This is a genomic window from Paenibacillus sp. JNU01, assembly GCF_059130585.1.
The window spans coordinates 4,734,985-4,748,817 of sequence record NZ_CP169723.1 but is presented as its reverse complement, the minus strand read 5'-3'; the positions used below and the strand labels follow the sequence as shown (position 1 = coordinate 4,748,817).

The following is a 13,833-nucleotide window of genomic DNA, read 5'->3' as shown; positions in this document are numbered from 1 at the left end:
AAAGAACACAAAACAGCCAGAATACCTTGAACAGATCAAGGCATTCTGGCTGTTGAATCACATCATGCTAAAGCATGAAATATATCTTACGGATTAACAAAAACAGTTTTCAGCTTCGCTACATATTGCACATCAAAGCCAAGACCTTCAGCTACCATGGCAAGGGGTACATAGGTTTTAGACTCTTTGCCTACCTTATTCAGAAATGCAGGTGTATCCACGTTAACCGATGCTCCATTTACCTTCACCGCATTGGCACCAATCTTCACAGCAACCTTCCGGTCTCCATATGTAATGGTTGCGGTTGAAGTCTTGTTATCCCATACCGTAGTGGCACCAACAGCGTTCACGATATCTTGGATTGCCACAAAGTTTTTGCCGTTACGGATAATTGGTTTGTACGGTGTATTCAAGGTTTTACCACTCACGATAATATTCATGGGTTCACCTGTGGCAGGTGCAGTCAGCTTGGTGTAATCTCCCCAGATCGTTTTGGCAAATACTTCGGCAATGGCCGCATATCCGAATTGATTCGGGTGGAAATCACGATCTTTGATCATATGAGTCATCGTGCCTTCACCGCCAACAAACTCTTTGGCCACGTGTGCGACTTTGACATTGGTTCCTTGAGCAGAGAATTTAGCTGCGATTCCATCAATCGTCTGTGTGAAACCTTGGGATGCCTCCATCAGTTTGGCATAGAGTGCCTTGCCCGCTACTTCTGGCATCGGTTGATATTGGTCTGCGATGACAATTGTAGCGGTCGGATTAATTTCATGGATCGTATTAATCGTTGCACTAACATTGTCTGTATATGTTGCAAGTAATTCTTTTAACTTCGCTTGCAGTTCCTGATCACTCAGTTTGTCTGCTGTACCAAGAAGCTCAGATACATCATTTCCCCCAATGGTAATTGCAACCAGATTGGCTTGCGCTACACTCTCACGGATTGCAGCAGTATTGGCTCCGATCTGTCCCGCTCTTGGATCAGGAAGACTTGGTTGAATGGCTTCGGAAGTCAGTGTTTTGCCATCCTTAATTGCAGTAGTGAAGTTTTTCAGACCACTGGTCTTAAGTCCCGCAATCCCGTAGTTGTCCACCTGTGTACGTCCGTGCAGCAAACCTTGCTCCTGCAGACGTTCGACATAACCATAAGGCAATTCTTTCGTGTTGGGCTCATAACCTACCGTTATGGAATCTCCCAATGTGACGATGCGGAACTCCTTCGTTACGGCTACTGCATCTTTCTTCGCAGTCAGCGAAGCTTCGTTTGTACCCACTGGCAATACACTTGTTGTGGTGTCAGCCGCGTGTGCAGGCAATGCAGAAGATGTGAAGAGCAGCATTCCTGCCAACATGCTCGCCGTTAAACCGGCAGCCGTATTTTCCCATATCCGTTTACGCTTCATTCAGGTAACACTCCTTTTCGTGAATCTATCTTCATTCACACTAATATATAGTACATCGCTCATTCCAATGATATAAGTTCGTGTTACTCTATTCTATCATTTTAAAGCAGGCGCTGTCCTCTCTGCTGGAAGTGCGCATGAAATAACAGACTCCCGGATGGGGAGTCTGTTACTGGTGAAGCACAGTTATGACGTTCAGTGATTAGTTAAGATTGCGGCTTATCCGAGTCTTCGGCATTCGAATGACCCTTGTCGCTCTCCGGTTTGTTCCCGGTAGCTCGCTCCAGATATCGATCATAACGATCATCCAATTCGCGTGCCATCTTCCGGTACTTTAACGTTTCCTCGACAATCGGATCACGCTCTGTCTGGATTCGCACTTCATATTTGGGAGGAATCAACTGACGTTCACGCTGATCGGTGTCGCCGGACTCTTCCATGTCCCCTTCCGTCAGCATATCACTGAGCCGTCGTTCCAGTTCTTTGGATTCATCCATTGTTCTCGCTCCTTTAATTAAAGTCATACATGCGTTAAATATTGCTATTGTACGTTCACTTCGTATACAGAATCATCTTCCGATCGCTGTTATCCCCAGATTTCTTTGATTCCCCTTTCCAAGGTAGAAATCCGGTGATAAAGGCGTAGCATATGCTTACGAAGCAGCTTTCTTCCAGAAAGCTTTTAGCTCCGCTTCTTCAGATGCTTTCTGTCCTCTCCGTTAATGTACAATTAAAAATAATTAAAGCATCGATGAGTTAAATAAACTCACTCCAGACCCGTTGCTTTCGCTTCCTTCAACACATCCGTCAGTGCATCATGGATTTTGCCATTGCTGGCAACGACATGACTTACTGACAGTTGATAAGGTGTTCCGATGGTATCCGTTACCTTACCGCCAGATTCTTCGACCAGCAGCGCACCTGCGGCAATATCCCACGGTTTCAAGCCAACTTCGGTATAGGCGCTGAGACGTCCTGCGGCAACATACGCCAGATGAAGGGCAGCAGATCCGCCTGCACGCAAGTTACGAACTTGCGGAGCCAGCGCCTGCACAGCAGCCATATTCAGTGGCAACGCAAAGGTTGTGTCTGCCGGGAATCCAACCGCAATCAGACTCTGAGCCAAATTCTGTTCACCAGATACTTGCATCCGGTTGCCGTGAACGTAAGCTCCTTTACCTTTTTCCGCAACAAACATTTCATCACGGGAAGGGTCGTAGATCACGCCGACAATGACTTCACCATTATGAGCCAATGCGATAGACACCGAGTAAAACGGGAATCCGTGTACGAAGTTCGTCGTTCCATCCACCGGATCAACAATCCACAGGAACTCTTCTTCCTCGGCCTCTTTCAATGCTTTTGCCGAAGCTTCCGGTCCCGGTTCGACGCCTTCTTCACCCAGAATGGCATGGTGGGGAAAATGCGTAAGAATCAGGCGGCGGATCATCTGCTCCGCTCCTTTATCCACTTCGGTCACCAGATCTTGGGGTGAATACTTGGTGCCAAGTTCAGCTACCGTCCCAAGACGGCTTTTGATCCATTCGCCAGCTTTGGAAGCTGCATTAATAGCAACGGCAGTATAGCTTTTGCTTGTCACGACATAAGGTATCTTTTCCTTCTCATTCAAAGCGTTCACTCTACTTTCTATATCAATCTACGAAAAGTTGAAATACTTGTTAAAAGTATACGCCCCGCAGGTCGTAAAGTTTCTCGTTGCCCAAGCCCCTTTTGGCTCTACGGATGAATGATGACGGTAGACTCGTCCACCCATTCCACGCCCTCTTCGTGATAGAATGCCAGCTTCTGCATCAGCTGCACAAGAGCCTCATCCTTGCGTTTGGCCTCAATCATCACGTCAAGCCTTGGGGTGTCTGCTGCGATATGACGCAAGAAGTCGAGCATAGGCTCTACCTCCACGCCATCCGCATGACCTCGCACATCCTTTTCACTCTTCGGACTGGAGACATGAATTTTGGGTGGCAATGGCTGATCAGCCGGTGAATCTGCCTGGGCAAGCGGTGACTCCCAGGTCTTCAGAATATCAGGCCACAGATCCCATGGCTGTTCTCCCTCGTTGTTCACCCACTGGTGATGGATATCCAATACCATGGGTAATCCCAGGCGCTGGCACACGGCCAGTGTCTCGGGTGCGTTGAATGTTTTGTCATCATTTTCGAGTGTGAGCCGCTCCTGAATGTCCCGATCCAGCTTCAAAAAATTTTCTTCAAAACGAAGCGCCGCCGAAGGCTTGTCCCCGTATGCACCACCAATATGTATATTGTTCTTGGCAGTGGCATTCAGTCCCATGGCATCCAGCATCCGAACATGATGACGAAGGTCGCGAATCGAGTTGCGCAGAACTTGCTCACGGGGTGTACTAAGTACGGTAAAATGATCCGGATGAAAGGAGACACGCATATGATTTTCCTTCACAAAATCACCAATGGCCGCAAAGTCCTGCTTCAGAGCCGGGAACGGGTCCCAGTCATTCAGATCCTCGTGTGTTGCCAGTGGAATCAATTTGGAAGAGAAGCGATATACATGAATATGGCTGCCCTTGTTGTGCCTGAGCAAACGTAATGTATTATGCAGGTTCTCGGCTGCAATCCGTTCGAGCTTGCGGATCGCTGCTTCCCTGTCATCGATTTTGTTAAAACTCGACATGGTCATGGTCCGGGAAGGCGAGGCATTCTCTATGAGCACGGACATGGCCACGTAACCAAAGCGTACGAGCATGAATTTCTTCCTCTCTATTAGGGCGGAGAACCTGCAAGGCATGTTCAGCCGTCAGGATGTACCGTCACTGTATATAACCAAGTTTTACCCTAAAAGAGTGACCATAATCGTATTCTGGCAAATCAGTCCATCCAACCCGCATTCCCGGTCAAAATCACTACTCCTGCGCTTGCTCTCCAAAGAACATCTCATCGGCAAGCGCGGTCTGGATACGTGATTCTTCCTCCGTCAGCTTGCGGATCAGTTGCATCTCCACTTCGGTTACTTCTTGTCCCTGGAAGTTGATCTCTGCAATGGAAACCACGATCTTCACGATGGCTACAGCCACGTTATCCGGTGTATATGCAATCACTTTCTGGCCGGTAGGAAATACCCGAAAGCCCTGTTTGACCATTTTGCCGCGTCCGTATTCAAGCAGTTCGAACAGCTCCTGCTCACTCTTGAACTTGCATACGGAATTGAATTCAGTCTGAAATCCCATGCATATCCCTCCTGATCTTGTGGTTGCAGGCTACGCCTGTACGCCGTTCTCGTAATTCAGTGCCTGCTTGCGGTTGTAACGCTCCAGTGCCAGCTCAATCATGCGATCCAGCAATTCGGCATACGATACACCTGTCTCACGCCAAAGAAGTGGATACATGCTGTATGGTGTGAAACCAGGCATGGTGTTCACTTCATTAATAAGCAATGCGCCGTCATTTTTTCGAATGAAGAAGTCCGCACGTGAAATGCCGTTACCTTCAATCGCACGGAACGCCTGGAGAGCTGCCTCACGAATACGATCTGCGGCCTCCGGGTCCAGTGGAGCTGGGATCAGCATCTGTGATTGACCATCAATATACTTGGCTGCATAGTCATAATACTCACCGGAGGATACGATCTCGCCTGGAACGGAAGCCATTGGCTCGTCATTGCCGAGCACGCTAACCTCAACTTCACGTGCTTCAACGAACTCCTCAATAACCACCTTCGTATCATACCGTAGTGCGAACTCGACAGCTGTCTTCAGCTCATCGCGGTTACGCGCTTTGGAGATGCCCACACTGGAGCCCAGATTGGCCGGTTTGATAAAACAAGGATACCCCAGCTGATCTTCGACCTGTACGATCATTTCGTGCTCTGTCTGCTTCCATTGTGTAGCATTAAAATACGTAAAGGCACATTGGTCAATGCCAGCCTGTGCAAACAGCTTTTTCATGACCACTTTGTCCATGCCACCAGCCGAAGCGAGTACACCTGCACCTACATATGGCATATCCGCCATCTCGAACATGCCCTGAATGGTGCCATCCTCGCCAAACGTACCATGCAGCAGAGGGAACATTACGTCCAGCGCTTCTGCTCCGCCATACAAACGGCCAAACAGTGCGTTCAGCGCATCCTGCGTTCCACCCGCCGATTGCTCCAGCTTCAAATCTTCAATCTGCGCGAACGGCGCATGCATGACAGGTCCTTTTTTCCACGTCCCCTGCTTGGAGATATAAAAAGGAACCAGTTCATACTTCTCGTAATCAAATGCGTTCGTTACAGCAAACGCCGTTTGTAGCGACACCTCATGCTCGCCTGATTTTCCGCCGTACACGACGCCTACTTTTAATTTATCCATACTCATGTGTACCCTCCGATTATCTGTGCCTGATGCTGTCATGCTTGCATGCTCAGCACCCTTGTTTTTCTGCTTGTGTTACCCTTGTCTTATTTTACACGGAACTGGATGTCTGCGTCACCGCATCCCGAAAATCTTTCGTGTTCAAAACTCATCTGAAATATGAAAAAGCCGGTATACCGTCCGCTCCGTCCAAGCGTAAGAATCCCGGTAATCCCAAAATCGGTGACGGCTGCTAACGGTGTGTGCGTTGACCAGCGGCATACCACCTGCATCAAACGCGGTCACAACGGTGCTGTGCTGAAATCGTCCATCTCCATCCCAATCGTAGAGAATAACATCACCGAGCATCAGCTGCTCAGGACGCTCCACTTCTGTCGCGGTCAGACCCCAGCTGCTGCCTGACAAATAACGCTCCAGACTGTTGGAAACTGCCCAGCTGTAACTCCACATTTCGGAGCCGTTCACATACCCCTTATACCACCAGCCGGCTTCTCTTCTACCAGTATAGTGGATGGGTGCCCCCCCTGCAAAGAGACATTGAGACACGTAATTAGTGCAATCCACATCAAATTCCTCAAAGGCCGGATTCCCCGCATTCCACCACCGATCCGCATAGGCAACCACCAAATCTCTGCGATAGGCTTGTTGCCGTGAGCTTCTTCCCTGACCCAACACTTCCCGATTCAGCAGCGGTCGATTCATCGCCTGTACAAAATCAGCTTGTTGAAACGGACGCCCTTCCCCCGCAGGGCGACGCTCCGGCACTTCTCGCTCAACCCGTCCAATGATCCATCCACCACTCTGCCGCAGAAAGGTTAACCGCTCCCGCTCAATCCGGTCCTCCCGGTGGGTAATACCGCTCTTCTCATAGAACAGCCTGCTGTACAATTGTACATCCACCACGGCTTCTTCCTGTCCATCCATAAGCGTGCGCACAAGCTTGGCGCTGGTCTCGCTGCGAAGAGGCACGGCGCGCCGCTTACGATACCATTCGTCCAGCCTTGCCATACGCTCTCCCCGTTCCACCACGAATTCAGGATCGGTAACGATCCGTTCGCTGGTCTGTGGACGGTAGTCGATCTCACAGCGATTGTACTGGTTCACGTAAGTATATAAGGCACTCTTCCATTCCCGTTCCAAGCCTATGTCCCCCTTTGGCATGAGTTCTGTCCGGAATATTCATTGCGTATATAAACTCCTACTATTCATATGAGAGGGTCCCCGGTTGTATGTACACGGCTCGGGAAGGAGGTCCAAAATTCGGCAAATACAGGTACACGAGATATCTTATTCCTGCCCGCTTCACGAAAACGCCTTCATTGGTCCAAATGCTTGCTTGATCAGGCAAAAAGACCTTTACGTACGGAGGTGAAAACGGTATACTTAATACTAAAGTCATGATTATGAAATTACGTTTCATCTGATGAAACTAACGAACAAGAACACGGAACGATGAAGGCCTGTTCTTCACCTAAATGAACGTTTTCTTCATCTCACCGACACATCCCAAGGAGGTACATGTATGTCAGCAAAGAATCATTTCTCCGCCGCTCGCAGTCTTGAGGTTGGAGGCAAGTCTTACCGCTACTACAGTCTCGATGCTCTTCAGGAAAACGGCCACGGCGATCTTTCCAGACTCCCTTTCTCCATTAAAGTGTTGCTTGAAGCAGCAATTCGTCAATTCGACGGACGTGCCATTACCGAAGAACATGTAAAACAACTGACCGGCTGGGCAGATGGCCGTGATAATAACAAGGAAATTCCATTCATTCCTGCACGTATCGTACTGCAGGATTTCACCGGTGTACCGGTTGTCGTTGACCTCGCTGCAATGCGTGATACTGTGAAAAAAGCAGGCGGCGATCCGAAACAGATCAACCCGCTCGTACCCGTCGATCTCGTTATCGACCACTCTGTTATGGTTGATGCTTTTGGTACCAACGATGCACTTGATTACAATATCAAAGTTGAGTTCGAGCGTAATGAAGAGCGTTACCGCTTCTTGCGTTGGGCGCAAACGGCATTCAATAACTTCCGTGCAGTTCCACCATCCACAGGGATCGTTCACCAGGTTAACCTGGAGTATCTGGCTTCCGTGGCAGCAACGAAAACTGTTGACGGCGAGACCGTTGTATTCCCGGATTCCCTCGTAGGTACTGACTCCCACACCACCATGATCAACGGACTTGGCGTTGTTGGTTGGGGTGTTGGTGGAATCGAGGCCGAAGCAGGTATGCTGGGCCAACCGCTTTACTTTGTAACACCGGACGTTATCGGTTTCAAACTGACAGGCAGCCTGAGTGAAGGCGCAACAGCAACGGATCTGGCACTGACAGTTACCCAATTGCTTCGTAAAAAAGGCGTTGTTGGTAAATTCGTAGAGTTCTACGGACCTGGTCTTGCCAACATCGGTCTGGCTGACCGTGCAACAGTAGCCAACATGGCACCAGAGTACGGCGCAACGATCGGTTTCTTCCCTGTCGATAGTGAAACGTTGAACTATCTGCGCAGCACTGGCCGTCCTGACGAGCAAGTGGAGTTGGTTGAAGCTTACTACAAAGCTCAAGGCATGTTCCGTACTTCCAGCACGGTTGACCCTGAATTCACAGATGTGATTGAACTGGATCTCGGCTCTGTTGTACCAAGTCTTGCAGGACCAAAACGTCCACAGGATCGCATCGAGCTGACACAAATGAAAGAAAGCTTCAACAGCATCATCCGTACACCTGTAGATAAAGGCGGATACGGGCTGAGCGATGAGAAAATCGAACAAACCGTACCTGTCAAGCACCCGAACGGTTCCACCAGTGAACTGAAAGCAGGCGCTGTTGTGATCGCGGCGATCACAAGTTGTACAAATACTTCGAATCCAAGTGTTATGGTTGGAGCAGGACTGCTGGCGAAAAAAGCAGTTGAACGCGGCCTGACCAAGCCAGGATATGTGAAAAGCAGTCTGACTCCAGGTTCCCTTGTTGTTACCGAGTACCTGGAAAAAGCAGGCCTGATTCCATATCTAGACCAACTCGGATTCAACGTTGCCGGCTACGGCTGTGCGACTTGCATCGGTAACTCCGGCCCACTTCCAGACGAAGTGAGCGAAGCGATTGCTGAGAACGATATGACCGTTGCGGCTGTATTGTCCGGTAACCGTAACTTTGAAGGCCGTGTGCACGCACAGGTTAAAGCCAACTACCTGGCATCTCCACCACTCGTTGTGGCATATGCACTTGCAGGTACTGTGAATATTGACTTTGAAACCGATCCAATCGGTTATGATACGAACAATGAGCCTGTATTCCTGAAAGACCTCTGGCCTAGCTCCGAGGAAATCAAGGATACCATCGCTAGTTCCCTGAACGCTCAGATGTTCCGCAACAAGTACGAGAACGTATTTACAGCCAATGAGCGTTGGAATGCAATCTCTGTACCGGAAGGTGAATTGTACGAGTGGGATCCAAATTCCACGTACATTCAGAATCCTCCGTTCTTCCAAGAACTTGGCGACAAGTTGAACGATATCGCAGATATCCGTTCTGCACGCGTTATGGCATTGCTTGCGGATTCCGTAACAACGGACCATATCTCGCCAGCAGGTAATATTGCGGTATCCAGCCCGGCTGGACTGTACTTGAAAGAGCATGGCGTAGAGCGCAAAGACTTCAACTCCTACGGCTCACGTCGTGGTAACCATGAAGTAATGATGCGTGGTACGTTCGCCAATATTCGTATCCGTAACCAGGTTGCTCCGGGCACCGAGGGCGGTATCACGAAGTACCTGCCAACGGACGAAGAAATGTCCATCTATGATGCTTCCATGAAGTATCAAGATGAAGGACAGAACCTGATCGTTATCGCAGGTAAAGAGTACGGTACAGGAAGCTCCCGTGACTGGGCGGCAAAAGGTACATTCCTGCTCGGCGTCAAAGCCGTTATCGCAGAAAGCTTCGAGCGGATTCACCGTAGTAACCTGGTCGGCATGGGCGTAATGCCATTGCAATTCCAAGAGGGTCACGGCTGGTCCAGCCTTGGTCTGAACGGACGTGAAACGTATGACATTACGGGTCTCAGCAATGATGTGAAGCCAGGACAAGAGTTGAAAGTTACCGTAACTCGTGAAGACGGTACGCAGTTCGACTTCCCTGTTATCGCTCGTCTGGACAGTATGGTTGACGTGGATTACTACCATAACGGCGGTATCCTGCAAACCGTATTGCGTCAAATGATGAAAAAAGCTTAATGATATGAATCATTAAAGTAATGAAATGATATAGAAAAGCTCCCCACCATGTGCAACCTGCACAGGGATGGGGAGCTTTTTTTGCTTTGCTTTTCATATCGGCATACCTTTTAAAATCATCAATTCTCAATTCAACGACCTGCTAATGCCCAATGTGATGTGAGGCTTGATCGAACAGTTGAATCGTGCCCATGATCAAAAACAGACACGACAGAGCAATTAACGAACCTCCGACCCATCTAGACATGATCAATCGCTCCGTAATCTGTTTTTCCGAAGCATCCGTTACCTTGTGTGGATACACGAGAAACATTAGCCCTACACTAATGAACAGTATCGCGATGATAATCAACGTAATCCCTCCTTACACGTGACTCTCCTTAGAGGTTAACTTCGTCGTCTCGCGGGATTCTCCTCCCACCAACACCCTTTTCAGGCCAATGGCCATGGTGAAAATGATATATCCAATCAAGCCGCCGAGCGTATTAAGCATCAGGTCATCCACATCAAATATGCCCATGCCAGTCACTAACTGTGTCATCTCATAGCCCAGACTGAGCAGCAGGGACAGCAGGAATACCTTTATTCCAGAGAATAGTTTGTTGCCCGTCAGAACAGGAATGAAGATACCCAGTGGGATAAAAGCCAGAACATTCCCTACCAGATGGATAGCTGTACCTGGACGATGTGATGACAGGCTGTTCCAGTCTCGTGAAATTTCCTGAAATGGCGTCAGGTTGACGGTTCGCGTATGAATCAGATCCGGTTGTTGCAAGAATGCCATCAGTCGAACCTTCACGATGCCAAAGTCGACAGCACTTCCTTTGAACAGGATCAGCTTCGTCAGCAGATATAAATAGATAATGAACACGGCAGTCCAAAGGATGTAATGTTTGCTTTTCTTCTGGTTGTTGTGTTTCATGTTGTTTGGCCTCCCTTGTGTTGCCCTGTTATTTCTTTACGGTGACAATGACGCCGTCCATGTTGTCACCCGATATTTCAGTTTCGCCGTGCTCAGGTATGTAAACAGTCGTATCTCCAGTGGCTCGATAATAGCGGATATGATACGTCTCATCCTCTACTTCAACAGAGATGTTCTCCTTCTCCTTCAACATATCTAGGTACTCCTCCAGTACCAGATTGTTCTTATGCATGATCGCACTGTGGGGCAACCCCACATACCGAAAGTGCCATGGTTCATATTGAATACCCGTGATGCTTACTTTATCTTTCGGGTAACGCAAGATAAATCCGTATTTCCATGCATTTTTCTCCAGCCAGTCACCCTCCGGTGCTTCATTCATGGCAGCCAGACTTGAACCGACATCCAGGGATAAGCCAAGATTATGCTCACTGTGACCTGCAGGAAGTGCATAGTCTGAACCCATTTCCTGATATAGCTCGTCCTGCTTCTCAAAGTCCCTGTACCCACTGCTCATGAGAAAATATCGAACTCCCTCTTCCCCTGCTGCCTCAACCATCTTCTGAAACTCCTGCGCCACCAGTCGGGATAACATGATTTTCCGATCCATTATTCCATATCCACGAAGCAGATCATCCTCATCCGCCACATATACAATATCGGATCTAACCCCCTCCTCGTGAACGGGGTATTGCTTATTAACCAGTAACAAATTGCCCTTATGTACCTGATCCTGAATATTTCCTGTGACGGATACCGTATAACCTGCGGGATTTTCACGCGTATTCTGAATCTCGATGGGCAGCTCATTCTTCTGCTGAAGCCATCCCGGTGATTGTGTAACAATATATCCAACCAAAACGATACATATTAAAAAGCCCCACTTTTTCATGCTTGTTCCTCCTTTTAACTCATACATCAAGGATAGACAAAACAAGTTAAAGAAAAAGCAGGGCAATTTTAAAGTTTTTCTTAAATTATACGTTGAACCTTATTGGAATACCGGCAAACGAACTTCGAATTGCGTCCGTACCACATCGCTCTGGGCCGAAATCGTACCGTCATGCTGCTCTACAATATTGCGGGCAATAAATAGGCCAAGGCCTGTCCCACCCTCTTGAGGGGTTCGGGCACGATCTCCTGTGTAATACATATCGAAGATATGTGGCAATTCCTCCGGACGAATATGTCCCCCATAGTTAATCACCTGAATAATGATCCGGTCTGCTTCACGATATCCGTTAATATCCACGTACATGCCGTCCTTGCCGTGCCGTGCAGCGTTAATCAGCAGATTCTCGAACACACGAGCCAGCAGCTCACCATCACCGGAGATGGTAAGTTCAGTGTCTATTTTCAACCGGGTAATCAGATGATTCTTTTCAAATACAGGATAGAGCTCTTCGTTCATCTGCTTCAGCAGTTCGCTAAGATCCAGCCGTGTTTTGTTTATAGGCAACATGCCATAATTCATGCGGGTAATTTCGAACAAATCATCAATCAGCTTCTCCAGACGCTGTGATTTGGTGAATGCAATCGATGTAAAGTGTCTTACTTGCTCCTCTGTCAGCTGATCATCCTTCATGAGCAGGTCCAAATATCCAAGCACAGAGGTCAGCGGCGTTCGCAGGTCATGCGCAAGGTTTACGATAAGCTGGTCTTTGCTGTTCTCGGCAAAGTCACCTCGTTCCACCGCTTCCCTTAGCTTCTCACTTGCCAGATTCACATCCTCCGCAATCGTACCTAACTCATCCTTCGAAGAAATCTGTACACGATGCTGAAAGTCTCCATTCGCCAAGTGATTAATGCCTGCGGAAATCTCTTTGAAATACGTGACATAGGGTCTTGTAAACAAGTAGAAAAACAAAATTGCAAGCGGGATGAAGAGCAGCATAAAGACATATAGATCGCCAATACTTCTCATGATATTACGATATTCCGCCAGCGGATCTTCTCTCCTGACCCCTGCATAATACATCTGCAACAGCCTGTACACGATAAATGTTACGGCGCCAGAAGACAGCATGCTCAGACCGACCAGCATAATCATCGTTGTGCGAAAGCTTCTGCGTTTAGTCATTGAACGTGTACCCCACGCCCCAGATGGTTTTGATAAACTTGTTCTTGTCCACATCTTCTCCGAGCTTCTTGCGCAGCGTCCGAATATGTACCATAACGGTATTGCCACTTTCGAAATAAGCCTCTCCCCATACCTTTTCAAAAATACTTTCTGCGCTAAAGACCTGTTTTGGATTGCTCGCAAGCAACACTAAAATATCAAATTCCTTCGGTGTTAACTCCAGCGGTTTACCGTAAAGCGTCACGCTATGCTGCTCCGGTACAATGACAAGTCCGCCCTTTTCCAGAATCGAGCGCTGAATCGCCGCTGTGGACTGGCTGAATTGCAATGAGCGCCGCAATTGAGAATTCACGCGTGCTACAAGCTCCATCGGGTTAAACGGTTTGGTCATATAATCATCGGCACCCATCACCAGCCCCGTAATTTTATCCATGTCCGAGGTTTTGGCACTCAGGAAAATGATCGGAAAATGATGCTGCTCCCGTATTTTACGAGTCACCTCGTACCCGTCCATACCCGGCATCATAATGTCCAGTACGGCCAAATCAATGGCATGTGTCTGAATCGCCTGTAGTGCCGACTGTCCGTCAGATGCCTTGACGGTATGATAGCCTTCTTTTTGTAAATGTAAAGCCACCAGATCCGCGATCTCTACTTCATCGTCCGCAATCAGAATCGTAATTCGCTTCATTGCTTATTTCACTCCTATATGGGATGCTGAGCAATATAACACCTATGAATCTAACAGATAAGTACAAGATAAACAATTGAAAGCAATGTTTCCTCTTCCAAAGGGGAAAATCCGGTGATAGCGTATGCTTCCGAAGCTTCCTTCCA

General features: G+C 48.3%; 13 protein-coding genes. 1 reads left to right on the top strand and 12 read right to left on the bottom strand.

Annotated elements, in window-relative coordinates:
* Positions 1-86: 86 nt before the first annotated feature.
* From NLBNIHML_RS20790 to NLBNIHML_RS20760, 7 genes are all read right to left on the bottom strand, one after another.
* A complete protein-coding gene (locus NLBNIHML_RS20790; RefSeq protein ID WP_494352638.1) occupies positions 87-1,409 on the bottom strand; it encodes an SGNH/GDSL hydrolase family protein in 1,323 nt (440 codons plus the stop codon).
* 206 nt (positions 1,410-1,615) lie between these two features.
* Positions 1,616-1,906, bottom strand: a complete 291-nt coding sequence (locus NLBNIHML_RS20785; protein WP_339239431.1) for a hypothetical protein — start codon at positions 1,904-1,906, stop codon at positions 1,616-1,618.
* 269 nt (positions 1,907-2,175) lie between these two features.
* Positions 2,176-3,039: an inositol monophosphatase family protein gene (locus NLBNIHML_RS20780; protein WP_445252932.1), complete on the bottom strand. Its 864-nt coding sequence runs from the start codon at positions 3,037-3,039 to the stop codon at positions 2,176-2,178.
* Positions 3,040-3,146: 107 nt separating this feature from the next.
* The gene (gene uvsE / locus NLBNIHML_RS20775) at positions 3,147-4,148 is read right to left on the bottom strand and encodes a UV DNA damage repair endonuclease UvsE (RefSeq protein ID WP_339239429.1); all 1,002 of its coding nucleotides are present in this window, start codon (positions 4,146-4,148) and stop codon (positions 3,147-3,149) included.
* A 157-nt stretch (positions 4,149-4,305) separates the two neighbouring features.
* Entirely contained in the window at positions 4,306-4,629 is a 324-nt protein-coding gene (locus NLBNIHML_RS20770; protein ID WP_062837611.1) for a hypothetical protein, read from the bottom strand.
* Positions 4,630-4,659: 30 nt separating this feature from the next.
* The gene (locus tag NLBNIHML_RS20765) at positions 4,660-5,760 is read right to left on the bottom strand and encodes a D-alanine--D-alanine ligase (protein ID WP_036614110.1); all 1,101 of its coding nucleotides are present in this window, start codon (positions 5,758-5,760) and stop codon (positions 4,660-4,662) included.
* A gap of 138 nt (positions 5,761-5,898) precedes the next feature.
* Positions 5,899-6,918, bottom strand: coding sequence for an amidase domain-containing protein (locus tag NLBNIHML_RS20760; protein WP_494352637.1), 1,020 nt, complete (start codon positions 6,916-6,918; stop codon positions 5,899-5,901).
* A 361-nt stretch (positions 6,919-7,279) separates the two neighbouring features.
* Between NLBNIHML_RS20760 and acnA the strand changes: the two genes are divergently transcribed.
* On the top strand, positions 7,280-9,994 hold the full coding sequence (gene acnA, locus NLBNIHML_RS20755; RefSeq protein ID WP_124118742.1) for an aconitate hydratase AcnA: 2,715 nt from the start codon (positions 7,280-7,282) through the stop codon (positions 9,992-9,994).
* A gap of 142 nt (positions 9,995-10,136) precedes the next feature.
* Here the strand turns inward: acnA and NLBNIHML_RS20750 are convergent, their stop codons facing one another.
* The 5 genes from NLBNIHML_RS20750 to NLBNIHML_RS20730 form a co-directional block, all read right to left on the bottom strand.
* Complete coding sequence (locus tag NLBNIHML_RS20750; RefSeq protein WP_339304239.1) at positions 10,137-10,346, bottom strand: hypothetical protein; 210 nt, start codon at positions 10,344-10,346, stop codon at positions 10,137-10,139.
* Between the two features lie 12 nt (positions 10,347-10,358).
* A complete protein-coding gene (locus NLBNIHML_RS20745; RefSeq protein WP_472474720.1) occupies positions 10,359-10,916 on the bottom strand; it encodes a VanZ family protein in 558 nt (185 codons plus the stop codon).
* A gap of 28 nt (positions 10,917-10,944) precedes the next feature.
* On the bottom strand, positions 10,945-11,808 hold the full coding sequence (locus tag NLBNIHML_RS20740; RefSeq protein WP_442034799.1) for a M15 family metallopeptidase: 864 nt from the start codon (positions 11,806-11,808) through the stop codon (positions 10,945-10,947).
* A 99-nt stretch (positions 11,809-11,907) separates the two neighbouring features.
* The gene (locus tag NLBNIHML_RS20735) at positions 11,908-12,996 is read right to left on the bottom strand and encodes a HAMP domain-containing sensor histidine kinase (protein ID WP_339258709.1); all 1,089 of its coding nucleotides are present in this window, start codon (positions 12,994-12,996) and stop codon (positions 11,908-11,910) included.
* Positions 12,989-13,687, bottom strand: a complete 699-nt coding sequence (locus NLBNIHML_RS20730) for a response regulator transcription factor (protein WP_494352636.1) — start codon at positions 13,685-13,687, stop codon at positions 12,989-12,991. Before NLBNIHML_RS20730 ends, NLBNIHML_RS20735 begins: the two co-directional genes overlap by 8 nt.
* Between the last annotated feature and the right edge of the window lie 146 nt (positions 13,688-13,833).